At 32.3% G+C, this 23,086-nt stretch carries 24 protein-coding genes and 4 pseudogenes; 11 read left to right on the top strand and 17 right to left on the bottom strand.

The features are described 5' to 3' along the window. The first annotated feature begins 32 nt into the window (after nt 1–32). Nucleotides 33–200 (top strand): hypothetical protein, encoded by a 168-nt coding sequence (locus ARADI_RS18225; RefSeq protein ID WP_238149348.1) that lies wholly within the window; start codon nt 33–35, stop codon nt 198–200. A gap of 125 nt (nt 201–325) precedes the next feature. Here ARADI_RS18225 and ARADI_RS09805 read toward each other — a convergent pair whose 3' ends face one another. From ARADI_RS09805 to dnaB, 7 genes and pseudogenes are all read right to left on the bottom strand, one after another. Next, nucleotides 326–592: a hypothetical protein gene (locus tag ARADI_RS09805; protein ID WP_119711923.1), complete on the bottom strand. Its 267-nt coding sequence runs from the start codon at nt 590–592 to the stop codon at nt 326–328. Between the two features lie 472 nt (nt 593–1,064). Further along, nucleotides 1,065–1,409, bottom strand: a complete 345-nt coding sequence (locus tag ARADI_RS09800) for a hypothetical protein (RefSeq protein WP_119711922.1) — start codon at nt 1,407–1,409, stop codon at nt 1,065–1,067. A gap of 125 nt (nt 1,410–1,534) precedes the next feature. Continuing rightward, nucleotides 1,535–2,197: pseudogene (locus tag ARADI_RS09795) on the bottom strand (two-partner secretion domain-containing protein); the annotation flags it as partial. A 7-nt stretch (nt 2,198–2,204) separates the two neighbouring features. Further along, nucleotides 2,205–2,297 carry a two-partner secretion domain-containing protein gene (locus ARADI_RS21020; RefSeq protein WP_369406999.1) on the bottom strand — a complete coding sequence of 31 codons (93 nt, stop codon included), beginning with the start codon at nt 2,295–2,297 and terminating at the stop codon, nt 2,205–2,207. A 593-nt stretch (nt 2,298–2,890) separates the two neighbouring features. Next, nucleotides 2,891–4,085, bottom strand: a pseudogene (locus tag ARADI_RS09785) (amino acid aminotransferase). A gap of 57 nt (nt 4,086–4,142) precedes the next feature. Further along, the gene (gene alr, locus ARADI_RS09780; RefSeq protein WP_119711920.1) at nt 4,143–5,228 is read right to left on the bottom strand and encodes an alanine racemase; all 1,086 of its coding nucleotides are present in this window, start codon (nt 5,226–5,228) and stop codon (nt 4,143–4,145) included. A gap of 40 nt (nt 5,229–5,268) precedes the next feature. Further along, a complete protein-coding gene (gene dnaB / locus ARADI_RS09775) occupies nt 5,269–6,678 on the bottom strand; it encodes a replicative DNA helicase (RefSeq protein ID WP_119711965.1) in 1,410 nt (469 codons plus the stop codon). A gap of 346 nt (nt 6,679–7,024) precedes the next feature. On the opposite strand from dnaB, the gene ARADI_RS09770 reads away from it, so the two are divergent. Then, nucleotides 7,025–7,345, top strand: coding sequence for a hypothetical protein (locus tag ARADI_RS09770; RefSeq protein WP_119711919.1), 321 nt, complete (start codon nt 7,025–7,027; stop codon nt 7,343–7,345). Between the two features lie 49 nt (nt 7,346–7,394). Here the strand turns inward: ARADI_RS09770 and dusA are convergent, their stop codons facing one another. Continuing rightward, the gene (dusA, locus tag ARADI_RS09765; RefSeq protein ID WP_119711918.1) at nt 7,395–8,429 is read right to left on the bottom strand and encodes a tRNA dihydrouridine(20/20a) synthase DusA; all 1,035 of its coding nucleotides are present in this window, start codon (nt 8,427–8,429) and stop codon (nt 7,395–7,397) included. 501 nt (nt 8,430–8,930) lie between these two features. On the opposite strand from dusA, the gene ARADI_RS09760 reads away from it, so the two are divergent. Together ARADI_RS09760 and ARADI_RS09755 are read left to right on the top strand one after the other, a co-directional pair. Next, on the top strand, nt 8,931–9,188 hold the full coding sequence (locus ARADI_RS09760) for a hypothetical protein (RefSeq protein ID WP_119711917.1): 258 nt from the start codon (nt 8,931–8,933) through the stop codon (nt 9,186–9,188). Between the two features lie 499 nt (nt 9,189–9,687). Continuing rightward, nucleotides 9,688–9,951, top strand: a complete 264-nt coding sequence (locus ARADI_RS09755) for a hypothetical protein (protein WP_119711916.1) — start codon at nt 9,688–9,690, stop codon at nt 9,949–9,951. A gap of 2,450 nt (nt 9,952–12,401) precedes the next feature. Here ARADI_RS09755 and ARADI_RS18215 read toward each other — a convergent pair. Beyond that, nucleotides 12,402–12,632, bottom strand: a complete 231-nt coding sequence (locus tag ARADI_RS18215) for a hypothetical protein (protein WP_238149345.1) — start codon at nt 12,630–12,632, stop codon at nt 12,402–12,404. A gap of 168 nt (nt 12,633–12,800) precedes the next feature. Then, the gene (locus ARADI_RS18210; protein WP_238149344.1) at nt 12,801–13,127 is read right to left on the bottom strand and encodes an LLM class flavin-dependent oxidoreductase; all 327 of its coding nucleotides are present in this window, start codon (nt 13,125–13,127) and stop codon (nt 12,801–12,803) included. A 2,196-nt stretch (nt 13,128–15,323) separates the two neighbouring features. On the opposite strand from ARADI_RS18210, the gene ARADI_RS21015 reads away from it, so the two are divergent. Then, nucleotides 15,324–15,593, top strand: coding sequence for a PipA/GogA/GtgA family type III secretion system effector (locus ARADI_RS21015; protein WP_119711915.1), 270 nt, complete (start codon nt 15,324–15,326; stop codon nt 15,591–15,593). Nucleotides 15,594–15,600: 7 nt separating this feature from the next. Next, nucleotides 15,601–15,786 (top strand): annotated as a pseudogene (locus ARADI_RS19805) (PipA/GogA/GtgA family type III secretion system effector); the annotation flags it as partial. A 197-nt stretch (nt 15,787–15,983) separates the two neighbouring features. Here the strand turns inward: ARADI_RS19805 and ARADI_RS09735 are convergent. Then, nucleotides 15,984–16,544, bottom strand: coding sequence for a hypothetical protein (locus tag ARADI_RS09735; protein WP_182853182.1), 561 nt, complete (start codon nt 16,542–16,544; stop codon nt 15,984–15,986). Next, a complete protein-coding gene (locus ARADI_RS21010; protein WP_119711912.1) occupies nt 16,507–16,662 on the bottom strand; it encodes a beta/gamma crystallin domain-containing protein in 156 nt (51 codons plus the stop codon). Before ARADI_RS21010 ends, ARADI_RS09735 begins: the two co-directional genes overlap by 38 nt. 370 nt (nt 16,663–17,032) lie before the next feature. On the opposite strand from ARADI_RS21010, the gene ARADI_RS09725 reads away from it, so the two are divergent. The 4 genes from ARADI_RS09725 (at nt 17,033) to ARADI_RS09710 (ending at nt 18,977) form a co-directional block, all read left to right on the top strand. Beyond that, nucleotides 17,033–17,179 carry a putative hemolysin gene (locus ARADI_RS09725; protein ID WP_119711911.1) on the top strand — a complete coding sequence of 49 codons (147 nt, stop codon included), beginning with the start codon at nt 17,033–17,035 and terminating at the stop codon, nt 17,177–17,179. A gap of 194 nt (nt 17,180–17,373) precedes the next feature. Continuing rightward, a complete protein-coding gene (locus tag ARADI_RS09720) occupies nt 17,374–17,589 on the top strand; it encodes a hypothetical protein (protein ID WP_119711910.1) in 216 nt (71 codons plus the stop codon). Beyond that, a complete protein-coding gene (locus ARADI_RS09715; RefSeq protein ID WP_182853181.1) occupies nt 17,586–17,747 on the top strand; it encodes a hypothetical protein in 162 nt (53 codons plus the stop codon). Before ARADI_RS09720 ends, ARADI_RS09715 begins: the two co-directional genes overlap by 4 nt. 957 nt (nt 17,748–18,704) lie before the next feature. Continuing rightward, the gene (locus ARADI_RS09710) at nt 18,705–18,977 is read left to right on the top strand and encodes a hypothetical protein (RefSeq protein WP_119711909.1); all 273 of its coding nucleotides are present in this window, start codon (nt 18,705–18,707) and stop codon (nt 18,975–18,977) included. A 153-nt stretch (nt 18,978–19,130) separates the two neighbouring features. Here the strand turns inward: ARADI_RS09710 and ARADI_RS09705 are convergent, their stop codons facing one another. Genes ARADI_RS09705 through ARADI_RS19800 form a run of 3 tightly spaced genes read right to left on the bottom strand, consistent with a single transcriptional unit; the run spans nt 19,131 to nt 20,419 of the window. Beyond that, the gene (locus ARADI_RS09705; protein WP_119711908.1) at nt 19,131–19,361 is read right to left on the bottom strand and encodes a sulfurtransferase TusA family protein; all 231 of its coding nucleotides are present in this window, start codon (nt 19,359–19,361) and stop codon (nt 19,131–19,133) included. A gap of 12 nt (nt 19,362–19,373) precedes the next feature. Continuing rightward, nucleotides 19,374–20,057, bottom strand: a complete 684-nt coding sequence (locus tag ARADI_RS09700; protein ID WP_255420674.1) for a YeeE/YedE family protein — start codon at nt 20,055–20,057, stop codon at nt 19,374–19,376. Continuing rightward, nucleotides 19,994–20,419, bottom strand: a complete 426-nt coding sequence (locus ARADI_RS19800; protein WP_255420673.1) for a YeeE/YedE thiosulfate transporter family protein — start codon at nt 20,417–20,419, stop codon at nt 19,994–19,996. Before ARADI_RS19800 ends, ARADI_RS09700 begins: the two co-directional genes overlap by 64 nt. Nucleotides 20,420–20,924: 505 nt before the next feature. On the opposite strand from ARADI_RS19800, the gene ARADI_RS09695 reads away from it, so the two are divergent. After that, a complete protein-coding gene (locus ARADI_RS09695; RefSeq protein WP_369406998.1) occupies nt 20,925–21,575 on the top strand; it encodes a LysR substrate-binding domain-containing protein in 651 nt (216 codons plus the stop codon). A 124-nt stretch (nt 21,576–21,699) separates the two neighbouring features. On the opposite strand, the pseudogene ARADI_RS09690 reads toward ARADI_RS09695, so the two are convergent. Then, a pseudogene (locus ARADI_RS09690) lies at nt 21,700–22,298 on the bottom strand (FMN-dependent NADH-azoreductase). 419 nt (nt 22,299–22,717) lie between these two features. After that, nucleotides 22,718–23,041 (bottom strand): Hsp20 family protein, encoded by a 324-nt coding sequence (locus ARADI_RS09685; protein ID WP_119711907.1) that lies wholly within the window; start codon nt 23,039–23,041, stop codon nt 22,718–22,720. Between the last annotated feature and the right edge of the window lie 45 nt (nt 23,042–23,086).

Genomic DNA, 23,086 nt, shown 5'->3' with positions numbered 1-23,086 from the left:
ATATCAATCATTCAATTTCTCAATCGATAAAAGTGATCAATGTCAGTATTTCAGAATTAAAGGAGATCAAAGTGCCTTTTGCCGCAATAGAAGAACACATTTCTATATTAATAGAAAAACAATTAAACAACACTAACGAAAATAGTCAATCATCGACAATAATTGAACTACAAAATTTGGATGTAAACCGAGGCTCTTAGACAGACGAGGACGGATCTGTTTAAATACCAAAATAATGTCTGTACAGATCTAGCAGTCTGTCACCTTAAGGGAAAATTAAGCTGCCTGCACTGCATTAGTCGCTAGATACACCTACTGCAATTAATTACTCTTTTCCTTTTGTTACACTATTTGTGACTATCACTTTTTTGCCATCACGGTTACCAGCCAAAAGGTCAGGTATTATCACTAGCAGGGTTCTATCACCTTCAGTGATACTTTTTTGCAAAAATTTTAAATCTATTTCATTAAGGTAATTAACTATTGCTGCCGCATTTGGATCTTTTAGCTTTTCATCTAGCTTTATGTGTAATGGATGGGTATCACTGGCTTCATTAATATACCCTGTAATAAGCTTTTCCCTATCAGGCAAAATACACCGCCACCGGTACGATCTTCTACTAGTTTTTAGCTATTCTTATACTAAATTAATGAACTCTTAATAATTGAACGACAATCCCCTGCGGTTGCTTTACCAGCCGCTAAATCTTTCTCTAATTGCCGAAATTCTTTAATCGTAGGAGTAATTATTCTACACTGCGATCAACTCTGCATCTGCACCACTAAGCGCATCTTCCGCGGTTCCCGGATAAAGGCCCCAGTTAGGCCACGCATAACCCGGCTGATTAATGGATATCAGGGTGTCTTAATGTCAAGAGTAAATGATGGAACAGGTGCTTTGTCTGCCGGTATAAAAGAAAGATATTGGTCTTGATAGATAAAATAACGGATGCGAACTCCATCATAATCATTATCTTGATAAGCATGATGTGTAGGTATCCACTCCTATAGCTGAGGTAAAGATCCTTGCAGTAAAGTATACTAACCGGTTCATCTAGCGCATTTTATAAACCAACCCAGACGGATTTTGCACCCAATTTTTGACTAATCGCGGTAATATGCTTCCTGTGCAAATAACTATCCTTGACTAATAGATTACTTTTAATATAGTGATGGTTACTGGCTGAAATATGACCAACCATCAGAGGGGAAACTAATGTATAGGCCGTTTTCTCCAATTGAACAAATTGCGTAAACACAGCATCGATTTCACCAAACCAGCGCTGTTTTCCATTAATCTGATAATTAGGTTTTAGATTTTTGTTGGCACTTTTACTCAGGCCACAGCCACTTGCCCTGACAACATACGATTTAACCTTGTTACAATCCCGCGTTATTCGTTGTTCCATAATTATTGCTTTAGTTAATCACTTTCTTAGCTTTCAGGAACAGGTCACCGGTTTGCGTTGAGATAGTCGCCGCGTTATTTTCAAAACTTTTACTTAAAGTTCTCACCCTGAGCATTTTTTTGTAGTCAGAGATTATTATAAGCTGCAATTTTAGCGCTTTCACCTTGATTGCTGATAACATTACTAAATAGATGAATATATTGTTTAGTAGTTACTTTACCTTGATTAATTAGGTTATTGCTTTTAAGTAAAAGCTTTTGCTGAGATAAAATTTCGCTGGTTGCCGGAATTATAGTGGCTGGCGCTTTGGCGATTAAATGCCTTTTAGTGGTAATATGACCTAGCGTCAGTTTCCCTTTAGCAGAAACAAATAAATCATCTTTACCGGTTTTAATATTATCCAGTTTAACTTCACTGTCTGGTTCGGTAGCGATGATTTTAATGCGATTAGCATAAATCCCAACAGGCTCTGTAATGTTAACCGCAAATTGGGGTTTTAGGTCCGGGTTAGTTATTTGAGAAACCGTTCCAGTCTGGTAGTCAATCGCATTCATGCTTAGCAGCATGCTAATACTTTTGCTGAGAATACTGGCATTGATAGTAACAGTACGGCTGATCATTTTAGTATACTGTTGATTACCGCTATAGAGCCCTTTATTTCGGATGGTAATATCACCTTTTTTCACCCTTAAATAAGCAAATTCGCCTCGTTGATTCAGTGTCGGCTGGCCGGTAGTTAAGGTTAAGCCACCAATATTACTGAAACGACAACCATCACAACTGATGCCATTAGGATTAAGCGATGATCACATCCGCTTTCTTGCCTGCAATTTCCAATTTGCCATTTAGTTGGGAAGAAGATGAACCGGTTACTTCATTAATAATCAAAGTGACCGTCTGTTCACTAAGCTGTCCATTTTTAGCCAGCTGGCTGGCTAGTTCACTTTTCGCTGGAGTTGGATAGCATTATTCAGCACCCCACCTTGTCGCGGTACATTGAATTGCTAATAGTGATTATGAGAAATACCCACCTGATTAGGTGCCGCTATATTGATGACAGCAATTTGATTTTTAACCATTAGTTAAGTTTTTTCATCCGCTGGTTGAACAGTGGAACTGAAAACCGGTAACAGAGGATAACTGGCGATGAAATAAATTATATTTCTACTATAATAAATCTTTTTATTTTTCATAGCATTACCTATATTCTATTTTTGTATTAATATGACGATGAAAGTTACCGCTTCAAAATAGAAAAGAAAAATTTAATAGGCAATATATAATAATCAATAATTTAATTAGTTAATCCAATGATAATCATTATTTTTAATTATAATTCAATATGTTAATTTTAATTAATCCTATTTTATTTTTATTCCTAAAATTAAATCTTATTTCAACAATTTTATATTTAATAAATTAAAGCCAGCGATTAAACAATCACTGGCTTTAATAGAATTATCGATAGTAATTAAACTCAGTTAACGACTTACTGCTGCAAAAGCCTGAGCAATACGTTGAACATTGTGTTCATTAACACCCGCCATACCAATACGCCCAGTACCAACCCCAGATATATGGCAAATTCCTCATGTAAACGCTCAACCTGTTCTGTGCTAAAACCGGTATAACTAAACATACGATGCTGCTTTAATAGGTGATCAAAGTTTTTTTCAGGTAACGCTTTTTTCAAATTGCTAACGATCATTGTCCGCATGGCAAAGACACGCCGACGCATCAATTCTACCTCACTTAACCATTCAGTGCGTAATGCGTCATTTGTCAAAACATGTTCAACAATTTTTGCACCATTTGATGGTGGGCTCGAATAGAGACGACGTACACCCGCCTTTAGTTGGCCAAATACCCGCTCACACTCCGGTTGATTTTGACAGATAATCGATAGGCCGCCAACCCGATCACCATACAGACCAAAAATCTTGGAAAATGAATTACTGACAAATACCGGTAATCCGGCCTGAGCCATAGTGGGAATAGCATAAACATCCTCATCCATATTTTTTTAGCAAATCCTTGATAAGCCATATCAAGAAAGGGAATAAGGCGCCGTTCTTTAGCCACTTTGGTTATTTTATCCCACTGTTGCGGTGTTAAATCCGAACCAATTAGATTATGACAACATGGATGCATTAAGATAATGCTTTTTTCTAGCAGCTGTTTGAATGTTGCCAGCATTTCAGCAAATTTTATCCCTTTGATCTCGGCATCAAAATAGGGGTAATAATGGACGTTAATTCCTGAACCCATGAAGATAGCAGCATGATTTTCCCAGGTAGGATCACTACACCAAACCTCTGACTCAGGGAAATAACGATGTAAAAATCGGCTCCCAGATTTAACGCCCCTGAGCCGCAAATAGTCTATACTATTGCAATTCGTTGTTCTTTAATTAGTCGGTTATCAACACCAAAAAGCAGTTTTTGAATCGCTAACCGGTAGTTATGTAGTCCTTCCGTCGGTAAATAGAGGGAGGCTACAGTCGGAAATTGATTAAACTTGGTTTTCGCTTTACCAACAGTTCCAAGTTGGGGAGTATTATCCTTGCCGTCATAATAAAGGCCAATGCTAAGGTTAATTTTATTTTCACGTGGATCTTTATTAAATTCATCCATCAAGGATAGGATCACCGGCAAAAGTATCAACATTCTGAAACACTTAAAATTCTCCCCACTATCATTATATCTATTTTTTTATAAATAACCGACAACAAATTTATTTGTCCAGATATTCCATTGCAACCCGCGAGGTTAGCTTGGTCAGTAATTCATAATCACTGAGACCAGTATATGCCGCCACTTCTTCAACAGGTAATAGATCTCCCCATATAATTGCTTCATCGCCGACCTTATCGTTGGTTTCAATTCCTAAATCGACTGAAATCATATCCATAGAGACTCTACCTACAATCGGCACTTTGCGCCCATTTATTAATACTGGTGTGACTGACGGGGCATTACGGGGATAACCATCGCCATAACCAATTGCCACTACACCAAGATTGGTATTCTGCTCACTAACCCAAACGCCACCATAACCGACCGGCTCTCCGGCTTTATGTTGCCGAATAGCAATTAAATTAGATTTGAGGGTCATCGCTGGCAGGAGACCAAAATCTTTGCCTTGTTTACCTCCTTGTGGTGAAGCGCCATACATCATGATGCCAGGACGCACCCAATCAAAATGTGATGTTTGCCATAGTAGAATACCGGCAGATGCCGCGATCGATTTTTCACTTGGTTTATCTTTTATAAAAGCATTAAAACAAGCCAATTGTTGCTCTGTCGCTGCGGGTAAACCAGGCTCATCAGCGCGACTAAAATGACTCATAATATTGATAGGCTTTTGAATATTTTGACATGCCATCAAACGCGTATAAGATATTTCCGCCTCTTCAGGTCTGAACCCCAAACGGTGCATACCGGTATCAAGTTTCATCCAAACTTTTATCGGCTTTTCTAATTTAATCTGTTCTAAAGTTTCAAGTTGTTCAATACTCTGTACAACAACGTCAATCTCATGCCTGGTGATAATAGGTAATTCAGCCAGCTCAAAAAAACCTTCTAATAATAAGATGGGATTATTGATGCAATTTTCACGTAATGCGATTGCTTCACTAATACGAGCAACACCAAAGCTATCAGCCAAATCTTTAACTGTGTGCGCTGTTTCTAGTAAACCATGCCCATAAGCATTAGCTTTAACGACAGCAATTATGCGGCTATGAGGCGCAATTTCCCGAACTCGTTGTAAATTGTGACGCAGAGCACGGCGGTGAATGACAGCGGCTGCCGCTTTCATTATACTCTCCGTATTAACATATTAAAACTAAATAGATAGATTATTCGTAGTGGTAGATTGGCCCAGCATAGTTATCAAAGCGTGACCATTGTCCATTGAAAGTCAGTCGTACTGTTCCAATCGGGCCATTACGCTGCTTACCGATAATAATTTCTGCTACCCCTTTAAGATCTGAATTATCGTTATAAACCTCATCTCGATAAATAAACATAATTAAATCCGCATCCTGTTCAATGGAGCCGGATTCCCGTAAATCTGAATTGACCGGTTTTTTATCCGCTCGTTGTTCCAGGCTACGGTTAAGTTGTGATAATGCGATCACAGGCACTTGTAACTCTTTTGCCAGTGATTTAAGCGAACGGGAAATTTCGGCAATCTCAAGTGTACGATTATCAGACAGGGAAGGAACTCGCATAAGCTGAAGATAATCGATCATAATTAGACTTAAACCACCATGTTCACGGTAAACCCGGCGAGCGCGTGAACGAACTTCTGTCGGCGTTAATCCAGCAGAATCATCAATATACATATTGCGTTTTTCCATCAACAACCCCATGGTACTGGAAATACGCGCCCAATCTTCATCATCAAGTTGGCCAGTTCGAATACGAGTTTGATCAACACGTGATAAAGAAGCTAACATACGCATCATGATTTGATTAGCCGGCATTTCCAAACTAAAAATCAAAACCGGTTTTTCTTCTATCATGGCCGCATATTCACATAAATTCATCGCAAAAGTGGTTTTACCCATGGAAGGACGAGCTGCTACGATAATCAGATCAGAGTTTTGTAATCCTGCCGTTTTTCGATCCAGATCCTGGTAACCGGTAGAGACACCGGTTACGCCATCATGAGGCTTCTGATATAACTGTTCAATTTTTTCCACCGTCTCAGACAGGATCTCTTCAATTCCTTTCGGACCGTCATCTTTATTAGCACGAGTTTCTGCAATTTGGAAAACACGTGATTCAGCTAAATCCAGTAACTCTTCGCTGCTGCGACCTTGAGGATCATAACCCGCATCGGCGATCTCATTTGCCACCGCAATCATGTCACGAACAACAGCGCGTTCGCGCACAATATCTGCATAAGCGTTAATGTTGGCAGCACTTGGGGTATTTTTAGCTAATTCGGCTAAATAGGCAAAACCACCGACGCTATCCAATTCGCCTTGCTGTTCTAACGATTCAGATAAAGTAATTAAATCAATTGGTCTACTCTGTTCAAGCAGACGTTGCATTTCAGCAAAAATGGTGCGATGTAGTCGGCTAAAAAAATCTGCGTTGGTCACTCGTTCTGAGACATGATCCCAACGTTCGTTATCCAACATCAAACCACCCAGTACCGATTGCTCAGCTTCTAAGGAGTGAGGTGGCATTTTTAGCCCCTCTATTTGACGATCTTTCTGACCAATAAATACGGTTTCTGCGGAATACTTCTTCACCATAGCACTTTCTTTACCCATTAATCAATAGAGTCGCTCATCAGTATATGCTATTTACTGCTATTTCGTGACAATTTGATCATTTAATGTGAGATAAAACCTCAATGATTCTTCACTGTTATCTTTTACAGAAAATCTGAAAATGTTGCAATGTTCCTCAATCAAACATAGCAAAATATTGGCAATAAATCTGAACTTTCCGAAAAATATTGCAATCATGGCTAATAAGCGACTAATTAAACATAACCATTAATCAACTGCACTGTCAGATTGTTTTATTCGCGAATATTTATATAGTTTATTAATTCTTTAATAAGGAAACCTTTTAATTAAATGGAGTTTAATTGTTATGAATAGTTATCAAGAGATCAATACATTTATTAATCATGTTTATGGCGAAAACCGCTTTTCTAATGATGAATCTCAAACTATTTTTCATTATGCCAATCATAAATTTGACACTCTTCTAACACAATTTGATAAAAATCAGGAATTAGCCGATTTTCAGCAATCAATTAATCATGCTCTACAATTGATGCAAAATAGTCTGGAAAAAATTAGCCAAAACGAGGACATACAATGCGAACAAAAAAATAAAATAAAAGTCGCTTTTATTAGTCAAATACTCTATTTATTCGCTAATTTTGATCGCGCTTTTAGTTCTCTTTAATTAAATGCGCCCCAGGTATGGCATAGATAAAATAGCTAGGGTTAGTCAATTATTTACCGGTAATAAACTCAAGTGCCTGCTTAACCACGGTTACATCGGCGCCTTTTTTATGGGCATTTTCACTCAAATGACGGCGCCACTGGCGAGCGCCCGGAATAGCTTGAAATATTCCCAATATATGACGAGTAATATGACCTAAATAAGTTCCCTGTTTCAACTCTCGCTCAATATAATGATACATTGCTTGTACTGCGACAATCGGATCGACAACCAGGTTACTTTGGTCAAAAAATTCAACATCAACCTGAGTTAATAATGCAGGATTTTGATAAGCTTCTCGCCCTATCATAACACCATCAAGATGGTGTAAATGTTGTTTAGCCTGATTAATGCTTTTGATACCTCCATTAACTACAATGGTTAACTGAGGAAAATCTTTTTTCAATTGATAAACGCGTGAATAGTCTAAAGGCGGTATTTCCCGATTCTGTTTTGGACTTAACCCCGATAGCCAAGCTTTACGAGCATGAATGATAAATAAATTACATTGACTCTCTGCCACAATTTTATCAATAAAATCGGTCAAAAAAGCATAACTATCGTCATCATCAACGCCAATACGGGTTTTTACTGTTATCGGGATCGTAGTAGCATCCTGCATTGCTTTTATACAATCCGCTACTAATGCGCCTTCACGCATCAAACATGCACCAAAACGGCCATTTTGGACCCGATCTGAAGGACAGCCAATATTTAAATTAACCTCATCATAACCACTTTGCTGTGCCATTTTTGCACAATCGGCCGAAGCCGCAGGCTCATTACCACCCAACTGCAAAGCAACTGGATGTTCCTCTTTACTATAAGCCAGATAATCACCTTTACCATCAATAAGCGCACTAGTTGTCACCATTTCTGTATAAAGTAACGCTTCTTTAGTCAATAAACGGTGAAAATAACGGCAATGGCGATCTGTCCAATTAAGCATCGGCGCCACACTAAAACGATAGTGATTAAAATTGCCTGTCGATGCCGTTAATTCGTTATCTGACGTTAATTTTGTGTTAGTTGTGTTATCGTGCATTTTTCAGTTTTTTGGTATGTTGTTTTTTATTACCACTAAATGGCATTACTCGTTGTTAGCGGCTATTATAGAAAGAATTTATTTGTATGCTGTCTAATTATACCATAGAGAAACACTCTGGTGTGGGATGGCTTCCTACACAACCAAAAATCACCAGACAGCCTTGACTTCAAGCCAATAGTTTCAATTGAGAATGGTAATTAGTGAGAGTTAAAAATTAAATGATAAGCAATTGATAACCACCGTAAACTCAATAGCGTTCATCATAAAAATTAGATTATATATTCATCCATTCTCAGATGGGATCATAGAAAAATTGGTTAATTGAATTGATACTCCTGCTTAGCTGAGGTTTTAACACCATTTGTGTGAAAAATTATATAAATAATTAAAAAAATTCTATTTGGTGACAATTTATTGCATTTATAAAAATGTAATTGCTTTATGGATAATAAAATTAATATTGTTACTTTTTTGTTGCTTATACTTTAATGGTAAATTATGAAATTATTATTTAATACATTAACTATTGTCTCACTTTTAGGACTTGGCTCTCTTTCTTTAGCAGATAAAAACAATGAGAATATATCAGGAGATACGAATTACCCAGATTTAACTGCAGCAAATTTAACTACAACAGATTTAACTGCAACAAATTTAGGTGTAACACATTTAACTGAAACAGATTTAAGTACAGCAATTTTAACTGAAATAGAAAATGGAAAAACTTTAGCTGAAGCAGGTTTTGATGCCAACTGATATTACGCCACTAACAAAAATCATACTCCCTATAGTATCGACAAATAGAAATTAAGAAACAGGTTTTTAGCTCCGTTCCTTAGCGAAACACTTAAATAAACCAAGCATACCTCTTCACATTAAGAAGAGGTTAATTAGATAATTAACTGTACTTTATTCAAAGTAAATTAAGATAATAACTGGCATAACAATAATTATAACTACACAGATACTGATTTATTCTTTTACTTTATAATCTATCTTCACCGCTTCCTTAACCCAGAAACCGAGCTTCTAAAGTTTCAAGTTAACTCCTGAGATAAAATCATTTACGCTGAATCAGCTATTAATTTAATATATTTTGCATCCTTTATAGTTAATTTCACTATAAATGCCATTAATTTAATTATAATCCTTTTAATTAAATTAATAGTTAGTGAAATGTTAAATGTTAAATGTTAAATGTTAAATGTTAGTGTATTGTTAATAGTGATTTTCATTTATTTTAGGAGGATAAATTATGAAATCATTATACAAAATCTTTTCGATTATCGCTGCTCTAGGATTTAGTTTTATTACGATAGCCAATGATAATAACACCACAAGGCTAGGTTATGTTATTGTTCCAACACCTAAAGGTGATGTAAAAGCAGAATCTTGGACATATGAAAAGAAAAACGGTGGTATAGATCTTTGTTGGGAAGATCCTAAGAAAGGGCTAAGTTGTTTAGATTACGATACTCGTGAAATGTATGAAGAAGCCCCTAACAAAATATCTAACTAAATACAGATATAACTATTTTAATCTTTAAAAAAGTAAATAAAACCCATCCTTCAGTGCTGTAAGCTAAAAATATTAGATTGTTTCACCTAAGCAACTGCGATCAATATTAGCACTGGTGGAATAACGTGAGCCAAAGAGATGGGTTTTAAGATCAACTAAATTGGGTGAAAAATTATCTAAAAGATTAAAAAATGTGATTGGCAGTATTCTATTGTATTTACATCAATGTTATTGAATTGCTGATAGTTAAGGTTGAAAATATTTTTTAATTTAATCAATAAGAAGATAAATTAGGAAATCATAATTATTTTTACTCTATTTTTAGAAAATAATTTTTTTCAATTGCCTAAAAAGAAATAATTGACTGTAAAAACATATTTATACCCACCCAGCGAAGATAATATATCTCTATAGGACAACAACAAGTAAAGAAAAATGTTTGTTACGAAACATCAAAAGCATGGAAAAATCAATACTCTAGATTAACCAGAAAATTAATTTTGCTGGTTAATGCCATCGCACTATACAAATTCTACAGTTTAATTGATATATTCCCAATTCTTTGCTATGGACAACATAAATTAAACATAATAGCAATATTTATAATCACACCTCATAATAACAACAAAAAACCTACAATACTATCAATAAATCAAGATGGGATTGCTGTCAATTTACACAGAAAGTATTTATTTATTTTTAACACATAACATCAATCAGAAACTTAATATGTTTAGAATAAATCCCGCGACTAATGCCTGAATAGACTCAGCAAAAAATAAATACTAATGGTATATTAGTAACAATATACTGATTTAAAATATAAATTTCCAATCCATGCCAATAAGAATTGAACACAATAACTTGCTACAATTAGCTACCCTTTACATTCCTCGATATAGATAAAATAACTTTTTTTATCTCAAATCTAAGAATATAAATCCAATATATCCATAAATAAAATACATTATTGTGACGATGAAAGTAAATTTCAGCAACTATGCAATGATAAAAGCTAGGCAATTATTCGATTATACTGAGGAAAAAAATCACTATCTTGCAAACACTGGATACTATCAGTAGATAATGCTGTTAGCAGCAGCGAAAATGCATAACATAATCGGGTTAATGATTGCTAAATTTAGATGAAAAAACATAATATTAAACTTATTAAAAATATTTCAATTAAAGAATTTTGTTCGGTATAACGTTAAATACAATTTTCATATCGATAAAAACTAAACTATGAAGATGATATCTGTTGTGCTGTCCCACTGATCTTGATTGCACTTTAAAGAGTGCTAATTTTTTGTTTAGCCGCTCTAATCACCAAGGGAAGGAAATTTTGTTAACTTAACCAGGATATAAAGTGTAAAAGCATTAATATCTCTGACAAACTATGACAATCAAAATGGTAAAATCGGCCAAAGCTCATAACCATGAAAAAAATTAATTTAAATCAATAATAAATTAGTAAATAAGAAAAACCCTCTAGCATCATTTTATAATACTATATAGAATTGGTTAATTATTATTAATGGTGCGTTTACATAGAAAAAAAAGTAAACACATAAACGCCAAAATCATAACACCTTTATTTTTTAATTATGATAGTCTTCTATTATTTATTAAAAATAATAAATTATATTTATCATAATTTTTTTCAAAAATTAACTTATAAAAATAACTTTTCATCAAAATAGAATATAATAACAAGGAAGATTTATGCAATTAAAATATGAATGGGTAAATATCATATTCATTTATATAGTTATGTAATAACATTATAAAATATAAACTAATAAAATGGATTATTTTTTATGTTAAAAAAATCAAACTGTACAAAATAGCCAACAAGAAAAATAATATATAAATGTGATGTTGATAATAAAAATGAATTACTTTTCAATAAAGGTAAATATAAAATAACCTATTTATCTAAAATAAAAATTTTATAAAACACTATGCATGATATATCTAAGAAGAATTACAGTGAAGTTAATTGAAATATATGAACAAGAGACAAAGCAAGTTAATTACTTTGATGTCGAATTAGTTGTTAATGCAAATATTAATTATTTAGCTACTGATCAAGGTGACTTTATTTATGGATATATTTTTTATAACCAGTAATAGATAATAAGTCTAATACCTTGCTACCAACACAAGAATATACTCTACATCCTATAGCAATAATTACTTTAGATAGTAAAAACTGGCAAAATACACTTGTCAATGTTTAGATGATACTTTGCTGGTAGCATTAATCGAATTGATAATATGCATCAGCATTTATAAAAACGATTTAATGCTAATAAATAAAAATACGCATTTATTAATTAAGAAATATAAAATTTAGAATTAAAATATTTTTTGATACAAAAAATATCTATTTTAGATGAAAAATTTTTCCTATTACAAATCAAAATGTTCTCTTAATCCCTGTTTTTCTAAACGCGGTAAAACTTCACATCTCTAAAATAATGGAGCTCGTCCAAATAATTAACAAAAGATAATGCTGCACCGGATAATCCGGCATTATAAAGCGCTACGATATTGTTGCTGATATCGTCAGGTGAACCTACTAACGGATAACCACCGTGGCCTGCAGAAAACCGATTTCGCGCTAAATATAATTGCTCCTTTGGAAAGGATTGCGTATTCTTAAACATTAAATTCATAATGCTATCGACTGTTTGCTAATCAGCATTTTCTTGTGAGTAATAGCGCAGATATTCTTCTGTTTCTTTACGCGTTGGTCGGCAAACCACATAACAATCGGTTAATAAACCAAGTGGCATCTTTCTGTTTTGTAATTTTGCTTGCTCTTTTAACCATATAACATTTTTTCATAAAGGAAAACTATAAATGTCTTTTAATTTAAAAAATTGGCCATTCCAGTCAAAGGGTTCTTTTCGCCACCACAAATTTTTAATTACATCAAACCATTCGTGGCTATAACGATCACGGTCTTCATGCTGTTGCCAGAATTTTATTCCAAACGCGGCATACTCAGTGGTATTCCAACCACATACAACGTTTAATCCTGCCCTACCATTACCAACATCATCTATTGTCGCAAGTTCCTTATCAATAACAACCGGATGATGAAAAGAAGTATGTACGGTGGTAAATATGCCAATATTCTTTGTCAATGCCAATAATGCAGAGGCCAATTTGTTGGCTCTAATACATTAGCATGAAAAGACGATCTCCTTTTATAACCTAACCATCTAGCAACCGGTAATAAAAGCTCTATACCTGCTTTATCAGCAAGTTGGGCTATTTTAAGATTATTTTACCATGAATTCAGCCAACTTTCTTTTACTTTTGTCATGGCTAAACCACCAGAACAATTAACAGAAAAAATACCTAATTTAAATTTATTATTATTAAACATCGGATTAATGTTATTTGTCATAATAAAATCTATTTTAATAATAGGATATATTGATAGTGAGTGTTTATGATATAAGATACATAAAATATTAAATAAAATAAATCAAAATATATTCCATTTAACGTGCCTGTTCCTCATATTAAAAATTGTATAATCGATTAAATAATTTATCTCTGTCAGATTAAGAAAGATGAGTGTTCGAATGCAGGTTTGATAATGAATTAAATTGATATAAACAGCCATGAGTATTGTCAGGAAAACTTTTAAACGCCTCAATTATCCCGTCAACGCAATTTAAATTTGTCCACGCTAATATTTAGCTTACCATTAAGTTTGTGTAATTTAGATGAGATTATGTAGGCAAGGGGTATCTTTGTTGATCATCCCATTCATCATCGCTGAGCCTTATTATTTACGCCAAAACTGGCAAGCATTGCTAACATAAAACGAAAATCTATCGTACAACCTAGCACCTGAATGAAACTTATCTCAAAATAAAAATTCCTATCAATGTGCAAATTCCCTATTCAAAAGGTGCTTTTTAGACTTTAAATGTCTAACAATTATTACAGTCTAATAAAAATCAAAGTCTCAACATTAATACAACAGAGCAGATAATTTTAATGTTTTAGTAAATTTATTATTTTAGAACTATTTATCACGCATACTTTATTTCAACTATCAAATAAAGAAATGATTTTTTTATTTATAAGTTAATTATATTATTATTTTAATTAAAAATAATCTACTATTAAATATAATTTTCTCTAACAATATTGAAGGTAAATTATGATAAAATTAGTTAAGATATTTACTATTTCCTCTTTTATTATATTTAACCAGATTACAATTGAAGCTAGTGTTAATGTTTGGCTAAATAAAGAAACTAATTAACCCTACTCAGTTGATATCGATTATACTAAATGCTACATATTAGAAAATAATTAAACAATTTTACTCAAAAGCACCAATTCCGATGATAATAGTATTGAACAAAGCTGGGAGAAAACAATACAATAAGACTATTTCCACTAGCATTGCTATTTTAAAAGATATATTGAAATTTATTTCTTTATATCTTAATTATCAGATAAATTTACGTAATGCAAATTTATCATATTGATAACAAAAATACCCTTAAGTAAGAAAAGTATATTTTATTTAAAGTAATAATATTATTAAAATTCGTTGGCTTAATTCCATATTATTTTTATTTATAGTTTTTCAAAATTAAGGGTTATTGCATTATTTTGATAGCAACAGTAAAATAAAATATATCATTTGTTGCATAATTATTAAATCATTTTAATTCTTAAATGGTAAAATAGATGAATCAACATAAAATTTCAATATTAAATAGTATACAAATGAAAAATTTTTTCGGTAGGTAAAGTTGATTTTGCTTTTTATACGTATCTTGTTCAAGCCAAAATAATATGATGACAATTTATATCTAGCATGTCGAGCATAATATAAAGCTCATGAAAGAAAACATACTCCTGCTACAATGGATTAATTAGCAAAAAATTATTTTAATAAAGAATATATTATTGATTTACAATCAATTTATAGTTCATTAAATAAACAGATAGTTTTGAAAATAAGCGCTCTATTTATTGATGATTGATTGTCATCTTTTACAATAACCTATAAATAAGCATAATAAAATTGAAATTTGTTAGTATAAAAAATAAGCTTGATAGGATACAGATAAATAATCATAACTAAATTTAGCGAATCATTTTTAAATATATTGCCAATTAATTTTAATAAAAAATATCCTATTCTTCGCTATATACTCAACCATCTAATAATAATGATGGCAATTTAGCAAAAAATATACCGATTTAAAAATGTGATCAGATGATCCATCCCCAGCGAGACAATCTCATGATAAGATTGCAACCAACAGTAATAAATCACATCCATCAGAACAGGTAAAATCACTATTTTTATTCGATAATAGAATTAAATCAGAAACAGAAAAAAATTAAATGAAGAGCAATATCAATTATGTAATCAAGAACTTTCCACTCTCATGGGCATGGCCTATGACGAAAATACAACTTTTAGGCGATTATTTAATTATGCTTACGATACCCATCTTTGCGATGGTGATAAATGGCATCTATCAATCCATGATGCTTTTAGCATAACCGTAACTGCTGAAGAGATAAAAACTAAAAAAGGCAAAAAAATTATATCTCTTACTACCAATCCAGTAAATTGTTTAGCAATATAAAGAACAGTATCAGTTAGAAAATGGTAATTATGCCCTGTTTAGTTTTACCCACGCATTTATGCATGAAATCGTTCATGCGTTAACAATGCTCCCTGACCAGGATAATAATCATGTCAGAGGTGCGGTAGTTGAATATACCAATATTATCCTGAAAGAAATGGGTAATAAAGAACCTGCAAGATTTAAGTATTAATATAGAGCAAAAAATAGTAATGAATTTTTAATACATTTATAAGTTGATCATTTTCGTTTTAAGAGATTGAATTCAATCTGATAGATCTTACATAAACAATTAATACTTCTGTCAGATTAAAATAACTACATTTTCTGTTAAAAAAACGCACATTAAGCATGATTAATATTTAGACAAAATCTATTTCTTTCTGCTTTTTAAAATAATAGCATTGATGGAAAATTTTGATTAGACATCATGATCTCAATTTCGTTAGTCGATATATTATATTTAAAACTCACTTGAGCACGAATAGCATGTCTATTCTTGTTACTAGTAATAGTAATAGTAATAGTAATAGTAATAGTAATAGTAATAGTAATAGTAATAGTAATAGTAATAGTAATAGTAATAGTAATAGTAATAGTAATAGTAATAGTAATAGTAATAGTAATAGTAGCATTATATAAATTACCATCTTGTGGAAAGGAACCAATACATTGATAATCCGTATTTGCTTTAATATATATTAGGTTACTTACAAAATAAATATTAAATACAAGTTGATAAAATATATTGTTGCCTGTATTATTGCTAAGTAATATCGCTAGTATATCAGTATATTTAGGAGATACAGTAAATCTTGATAAGCCTTTTATTTCGGATAGATCAAGTGTATCATATTCCCAAATTTTTGTTATGTTACCAGGGGCATTATTTGACGCATAATCCTTGAACTTGTCAAAGTCTACCGACTCTGACAGAACTAAATTTATCATTTAATTCTTCAGAGAGCCGATACTCTTCATTAGACTCAACATATAAAAATTTATCACCAATATAATTTTCCCCTTTATAAAAAATAACACCTGTCGAAAATGATTGATTATTATTCATACATATCCTTTTATTTTATAATTTTTATTAAATTATTTTAATAAAATTCAAATATTTAAATATAAATATTTGATGTGAATTTTATATTATTTTTAGTATAGTGTTATACAAGCTACTTTTAATAAAAAATAAAAAAATTCATCTATGAATATAATAACATAGCAAAATATAATAATTAAAATTTGCTATCTCTTATGTAAAACTTTTTCTCCCATAAATGATATAATAACTTATATACTATAATTGATCTATTCGTTCACCACCTGGTTGAGTAAAAATTTATGAGAAAGATACCCTTACTGCTAGCACTTATTTACTTTGTCGGATGTATTAGTACAACAGAATCATTCCGCCCGCTAAACCCATCGGCATGGCAAACCCTGCTTCAGTTTATTGTGTTAAGCAAAAGGGAAAAATTGAAATTATGAAGACAGCTAAAGGCGAAGTTGATTATTGCCTACTACCTAATGGTGTTCGCATCGAAGAGTCAACACTCTATCGCCAAGATCATAAATAACATACTGCGCCTTATTTAGTAACTACTACTGATTAAATTTTTTTTCAAATGCAACTTGCTGCTGGTAAAAAAATTATTTTATTACAAATATTGTTATATCTTTTTAAAAAATAATATAGTCATTTAAAATAGAGCGATAAAAACGCTTTTATTTTAAAAGAGTTGCTATCGCTTCTGTTTTAACATTTGGTTATATGTCAGTTATCGCTAACCCAATAGGTAATTTAAACATCTCTGGTGTAGATAAAGTTTTAGAAAGCAATAAAACTGCTATTGATACAGCAGAAAATGCTGCAAATACAGCTGTTAACACTGGTGCTGATGTTGTTAAAACTGCTGTTGAAACAGGTTTAAATGTTGCTAACAGCGATGTTGAAGCAGTTACCAATGTTGCTAATAGTGTAGTGTGACTGAATTATCTATTTCTGAGGCTGTTAATAATGCGAAGGAAAGCTTTAGTATTTTAGTTACCACATTCATCGATTCTGCCAATGAACTTTTTAAGAAAATAGAGCAAGCTATTTATAAAGCTGAACAGGGCACTGGAGCAGTTACTGGTACAACTTGAGCAACTACCGATGATACCTCAGAAACAGAAGAAGAGTTAAAAAAAATAATATTGCAGAAGGCTTATTATAAGTCATAATTTTGCAATATAAATAAAGCGTTTAATTAATAAATACCTCTTTATTACAATTAATAAAGAAGAGGTATTTTACTCTATACTCATTAATCAAAACTTACAAAAATCAATACTGATAATATCAGTTAATACAACAGATTATTGTTATAATATAGAGCCTTTTCACTATAAATCTTTGTTTGATAAAAACTATAAAGTATCTGGTTTTTTGTCAAACTTAACTTACTTAACATCTAAGATATAATTATCTTAAAACAAAAATTCTACTAATAAAAATATCATCATCAATTAATTAAAAAATTGTGATTTTGTTTATATAGTTATAATTATTTATAGTTAGCATGCTGATTTTAAAATAAAATTAAAATCATTGTCTTAGCTATCAAATTATCAATAAAATAGATTAGTGAAAAATTAAAAATAACAAAACTCAATCAATAATCGAAATATAAATATTTTAATTATTATCATAGTAATGAACGGTATTGGATATTTAAATAACGCGTTATTTATAATAATAAATATTTAATAACAGCACGAAAAATAAAATGCTTATCAAATTTAATAAAGATATAATTCAATCAAACAATGAATATACTATTGTTTTCAAAACCACAGTATTACAAGATAATTTTTTAAACTAATTCACCCATTGTTCTATCATTAAGAATGTAATACAACAAAATCAAAACAACTCAATCAATTTTACAAATCTTATTGGTATTTGTTACTTTAGCAATACTAATATATAGCCTTTAAAATAGTAGCAATCAATCTATTAATATTATTAACCTAAAATTTTACTTAGGTAATTATTTGTAATGGCTGAATGCTCTCCATCATTAAATAATTATTATTATTATTTAATGATGGAGAAAGCTAATGAAACAATTATCTAAACTATTTATTTCCATAATCCTGCTTGGCTATAGCGTTATCTCAATGAGTACGGTGTTTATGGACGAACAAATTAACGATGTTGAGCAAACAGCAGAGCAGAATAATGCGACTAAAAGTTCAAGGCCAATATCATTAGCAACAAACGAGCCTGACTGCAGCCTTCCCCATGATAAAAGATGTTATCCTAGATCAACGGCGACAGACTCGGTCTCAATAACGGGTACAATCAAGCAGACTACCATAAAACAAAATTAAAAAAATTAAGCATTCGAAAATCCATGCCAGGGACGGAAATAACTCATTCCTAGCCAGATTCTTAATCAAATAGTATTATTTAGCTTACTACGTTCTCTATTTTACCAACCTGAAGCCTTTATTGAATAACCTTATTTATTCAATATAATTATCTTATTTACCTTTTTTAAAAGTAATTTGCCATTGGGCGTTGCTGGTTTGTTGAAAATTAATCACTTCATGACCTGATTTAGCCGCCCACTTTGGAATATTCTCCGTTGCTTGAGCACAATCATATTTAATAACTAAAATATCACCGTTTATCATTAAATCTATCGCTTTTTGCGCTTGAATTAGTGGATATGTGCATAACTTCCCTCTAGTATCTAGTTGAATTTCACTCATATGCAATAACCTCTATGATTTTATTTGCCATGGACGGATCACAGTAAAGTAACTAGTGAGCCAACTAATGAAAATAATACAAGGAATAAACACCCAGCCTTGCCATGAAAACCAAGCAGTATTAATCAATGTATTACCTAGCATGCAGCCATCCGCTAAACCGCTACCGATCCTCATAAATAAACCACCAATAAAACTTTTTACCACGGTAGTCAAACCTGGGTTTCTAAATCTGAACTCTTGACTATCCTTGGCAGCAATAAATGATCCCAATAACAAACCGATTAATAAATAGCCAGCCCAGTTAAAAAATTTTAAATTACCGTTAATCAATAATGAAAATAATTGCGCGCTAGGTCCGCTAATACCAAGCCGGCCAATCCGACCAGCAGATAAACTTGCCGGCCAGGCTAATAGCGCAATAATTCCTACCAACATTGCCGTAATAAATGGGTGCCAGCGAGCCTCAAATAATAGGTGACCGATTCCTACTTTTTTTGCTGTTATCTTTGCTACTTTAATCTGTTTCCACTGCCTGATATGTCTAATAACCAAATAGATTGTTAGTGATATTAAAATAAGCATGATTATATAGTGTGATAAATGAAAATTTTGCGTTATTATTCTGCTATTTAATACCTGGTAGGTAATTGGTGAAAAAAAAGATTTACTGACACCGGCAAACGGACTAACCACCTGGATAGGATAAAGCCCATAATAGCAACAATACTACCAACTAAACCTTCAGCGGTTCGATAATAGGCTCCAGTAGAGCAAGATCCGGCCAATGCCATTCCAATACCAAATAAAATACCACCAGCAATAGTTGCTAACCATAAAAATTTGGTATAGGGGAGTATGACTAATCCTAGACTTTGCAAGCCAAACAGCACGACACTCTGAGTAGAAATAACTATTAAGATTGCAATTATCATTTGACTATCACGGAATAAATAAAAATCTCTTAATCCGTCAGCTAAACAAAAACGTCCACGTTGCATAACAAAACCAAGTAAGCCATCCAATACTAAGCCAGATATATGAGATAAACTTATCATTAATATCATTCCTTAAATTAAAAATAACAGTTTATAAAATCGAACTTATTAAATTCTTGATAAAAAGCATAGTTTCAAATATAGTCTAATTGTTGAGGATCACTTTTTTATTAGCTAAAATAAATTTTTTAAATCAACGCATTAGTCTTTTATTTCTGTTTAAAATATTTAACGCTGTTTACCACAATGTTTCATCTATATTAAAAATAATAAAATCCTATCCTGTTTTAAGCATTACTAAATTTTATATTATTTCTAACATTGAATGTTTCTGTCCATTATTTATAAAGATAATTTTATGTCTGAATGGCAATAATCAAATGAAAAGTGTACTAAATAGCCTTCTGGTATTTGTTGCTGAAGCTGACAGCTTCTCTCAAACAGCGGAAAATTACATCTAACCCGCTCATCGGTAGCAAAAAAAAAAATTGAGCAATTAGAAGCAAGACTGGGTGTAACCCTATTTCATAGAACAACCCGCACGCAAAGTTTAACAGAGGAAGGAATGCTGTATTATGAATATTACCGATGTGCACTTGATGAGATAGAAAAGATAGAAGACATCCTTGACAGCGGTAAGCATGATCCTTGTGGAAAATTTAGGCTTTCGATGCCGGTATTATTTGGCCATTTATGTATAGCACCCCTGCTCATTGCCTTAATAAAACAGTACCCCAAGCTAGAGCTAGAGCTAGAAATGTCATTCATCGATCTTATCGAAGAAGGAATTGATTTATCAATCTATATTGGCACACTACCTGATAGCAGTAATCTAGTCGCGCGAAAAATAGGCCAGTATCGTATGACGATTTGCGCTTCCCCCTCTTATCTTACTCAAATGGGTGAACCAGGCACAATTAAAGAGTTGGCTCAACATTATACTGTCGCTTATAGCCGTTCAAATCAAATACAAAAATGGCGCCTCAAAGGCGATAACGGTGGTATATACGAATTCAGACCAAAAACAAGATTAATAATGGATGACATGCAAGCAATAAAAGATGCGATTATTTCAGATGCAGGTTTTGCCTGGCTTCCTGACTGGTTAGTCAGAGAAGAACTGATCAACGGGAGCCTGAAAGAAATCATGCCTCATGCGGTTGAAATAACCTTCTCTATTTATGCTGTATGGCCAAACCCCTTACCTTTCGCGTAAAGTCAGACTCATTGTTGATACTTTAGTTAACGAGTTACCTGCTTATATAGAAAAAATAGCAGCGCCAAACTGAGCAGATTTGCATTTACTGGCATGTAAAATGCCAGTAAGCAAATCATCATGCTTACGCTATAAGACTCGCAATTTTGGCATTAGCATTAGCAATCCTTTGTTTTTGCCCATCAGGTTTTATATCCATACCTTCGGCATAAATAAATTCCACATCAGTGACACCAATCAATCCTAAAACTGATTTCAGATAAGGAGTCACTGCATCCGTCTCTTGTCCCAAGTGGATACCACCACAAGAACTGACAACAACTGCACGTACCCCTTCAAGTAATCCCATCGGATAAGTTTCCGTATATTTAAACGTAACGCCTACACGGGTAACAAGATCAAACCAATTTTCAACTGAGTTGGCACATTCAAATTATACATGAGTGCACCGATAACCACGATATCACTCTCTTTCAGTTCGGCAATCAATTTATCTGATAGGGAGACAGCGTTAAAGGCTTTTTCACTGAAATTACTCGCTCCTCGCATCGAATTAAATAGTTCATTATTCAATACAGGAAGATTAAGCTTAGCTAAATCACGTATCTCGACTTCATCTTTTAATCCTTTTAATTGTCTTTCCGTCCGATAAGTATCTATCAAAGCATTTGTTTGAGAATTATTTCCCATGATGCTGGATTTTAAAACAAGAATTTTATTCATAATATAATTCCTACTACACTATTATTTTAATATTTTAGATCAATAATTTTTATTACAACCCTGAAATTAAAAACACATCAAATTCTACTACTAAAAAAATTATTAGTATTGAAAGAAAGAATTTATATTGATTCCAATAATGCAACAACTAAAAAAAGCTTCGCATAATATTGGCAAGGTTTTTATTTTTTACAATTCAAATTAATTAGGTAATACCTAATTTTCAGCAGATTATTTAGTTTTTTTTTGTTTTTTTAGCCACTGCTGGTTTTTTAGTGACTTTTAATTTTTTAGACTCATTTTTTGCCTTTTTTGATTGTAATTTTTTTTTACCTTTTCATCTTTATGGATCTCATATTCAAGGTGAATTTTAAGTAAGCCATCACATAATTCAGCATTTTGGATTTTGGTATTTTTACCTAATGAACATTGGGCAGAAAAGGATATATAAAAAATATCTTGGTGAAGCCATTCACCTTTTTTTGAGTTTCTTCTTTATGATCACCAACAACAAACAATTGCCCATTAGAAAAAGAAACATCTAATTCATTTTCAGTAAAACCTGGAACACTGATTATTAGTTCATAATGAGTATCATCAATTTTCTTTAAATTATAGGACTCATTTGGTAATGATAACGGCTTAACACTAGTTAAGTGACTAAATAATTTATCTATCTTATCAAATCTGTCAGAATATAAATCATTTGTTAAAGTTGTAAATAACCTTAATGGACGAATCATAATAAACCTCTCCTAATCTAGCTTAATTAAGCATGGAGAACTTTG

Source organism: Arsenophonus endosymbiont of Aleurodicus floccissimus, from assembly GCF_900343025.1.
Lineage (GTDB): Bacteria > Pseudomonadota > Gammaproteobacteria > Enterobacterales > Enterobacteriaceae > Arsenophonus.
Note: the sequence above shows the minus strand (reverse complement) of the source record. Positions and strands in the feature narration are given on the sequence as shown.

Coding starts and splice junctions, on each gene's coding strand:
- ARADI_RS09800 (WP_119711922.1), bottom strand. CDS start 1,409: ATGGAACAACGAATAACGCGGGATTGTAACAAGGTTAAATCGTATGTT.
- alr (WP_119711920.1), bottom strand. CDS start 5,228: ATGAAAGCGGCAGCCGCTGTCATTCACCGCCGTGCTCTGCGTCACAAT.
- dnaB (WP_119711965.1), bottom strand. CDS start 6,678: ATGGTGAAGAAGTATTCCGCAGAAACCGTATTTATTGGTCAGAAAGAT.
- ARADI_RS09770 (WP_119711919.1), top strand. CDS start 7,025: ATGAATAGTTATCAAGAGATCAATACATTTATTAATCATGTTTATGGC.
- dusA (WP_119711918.1), bottom strand. CDS start 8,429: ATGCACGATAACACAACTAACACAAAATTAACGTCAGATAACGAATTA.
- ARADI_RS09760 (WP_119711917.1), top strand. CDS start 8,931: ATGAAATTATTATTTAATACATTAACTATTGTCTCACTTTTAGGACTT.
- ARADI_RS09755 (WP_119711916.1), top strand. CDS start 9,688: ATGAAATCATTATACAAAATCTTTTCGATTATCGCTGCTCTAGGATTT.
- ARADI_RS18215 (WP_238149345.1), bottom strand. CDS start 12,632: ATGAATTTAATGTTTAAGAATACGCAATCCTTTCCAAAGGAGCAATTA.
- ARADI_RS09735 (WP_182853182.1), bottom strand. CDS start 16,544: ATGATAAATTTAGTTCTGTCAGAGTCGGTAGACTTTGACAAGTTCAAG.
- ARADI_RS21010 (WP_119711912.1), bottom strand. CDS start 16,662: ATGAATAATAATCAATCATTTTCGACAGGTGTTATTTTTTATAAAGGG.
- ARADI_RS09725 (WP_119711911.1), top strand. CDS start 17,033: ATGGCAAACCCTGCTTCAGTTTATTGTGTTAAGCAAAAGGGAAAAATT.
- ARADI_RS09720 (WP_119711910.1), top strand. CDS start 17,374: ATGTCAGTTATCGCTAACCCAATAGGTAATTTAAACATCTCTGGTGTA.
- ARADI_RS09710 (WP_119711909.1), top strand. CDS start 18,705: ATGAAACAATTATCTAAACTATTTATTTCCATAATCCTGCTTGGCTAT.
- ARADI_RS09705 (WP_119711908.1), bottom strand. CDS start 19,361: ATGAGTGAAATTCAACTAGATACTAGAGGGAAGTTATGCACATATCCA.
- ARADI_RS19800 (WP_255420673.1), bottom strand. CDS start 20,419: ATGATAAGTTTATCTCATATATCTGGCTTAGTATTGGATGGCTTACTT.
- ARADI_RS09695 (WP_369406998.1), top strand. CDS start 20,925: ATGCTGTATTATGAATATTACCGATGTGCACTTGATGAGATAGAAAAG.
- ARADI_RS09685 (WP_119711907.1), bottom strand. CDS start 23,041: ATGATTCGTCCATTAAGGTTATTTACAACTTTAACAAATGATTTATAT.